General features: G+C 64.2%; 1 protein-coding gene. It reads left to right on the top strand.

What is annotated here, in order from left to right:
* The coding region (locus EN994_RS33685) for an FGGY family carbohydrate kinase (RefSeq protein WP_245466175.1) at positions 1-796 on the top strand (796 nt) is incomplete at both ends.

Genomic DNA, 796 nt, shown 5'->3' on the forward strand with positions numbered 1-796 from the left:
GCCTGCAGCGGCCGTGGGCGGCGCAGACGCCGACCCTGCTTGCCTGGCTCAAGCGCTTTTCGCCGGCTTTGTTTGCCAGCATCGGAACTGTGTTCTTGTGCAAGGATTTCGTCGTCAACCGCCTGACAGGTGCGCGCAGCAGCGATACTTCAGATATGTCGGGCTGCGGCCTGCTGCAGATGCAGGACCGCCGCTACGAGCCGGACCTGCTTGCCGCCTATGGGCTCGGCGATTGCATGGACCTACTGCCGCCAGTGCTGGAATCGGCCGACATTGCCGGCCATGTCAGCGCGGAGGTGGCGGCCCTGACGGGACTGCGCGCCGGCACGCCGGTCGTTGCCGGGCTGTTCGATGTCGTCGCCAGCGCGGTCGGTTCGGGCGTGACCAGAACCGGTGCCGCCTCGGTCATCGCCGGAACCTGGAGCATCAACCAGGTCATCACCGACAAGCCGATCCGCGACCCTTCGATCTTCATGCTGTCGACTTTCGATCGCCAGCGCTATCTGGCGATCGAATCCAGTGCCACCTCGGCCGCCAATCTCGAATGGATCGTTCGCGAATTCCTCGAACATGGCGGCGAAGCCGGCAAGTCGCCATTCGAATTGTGCAGCGAACTGGTGGCGTCCGTCGATCCCAACAGCGACATCCCGATCTATCATCCCTTCCTTTATGGCTCGCAGCAGAATGGCCATGCGCGCGCCGGCTTCTACGGCATCGCCGGCTGGCACAGCCGAGCCCATCTGCTGCGTGCGCTGTTCGAGGGGGTCGCCTTCGAGCACAAGCGCCATGTCGAGAC

This window comes from Mesorhizobium sp. M7A.F.Ca.CA.002.09.1.1 (genome assembly GCF_003998555.1).
Taxonomy (GTDB): domain Bacteria; phylum Pseudomonadota; class Alphaproteobacteria; order Rhizobiales; family Rhizobiaceae; genus Mesorhizobium; species Mesorhizobium ciceri.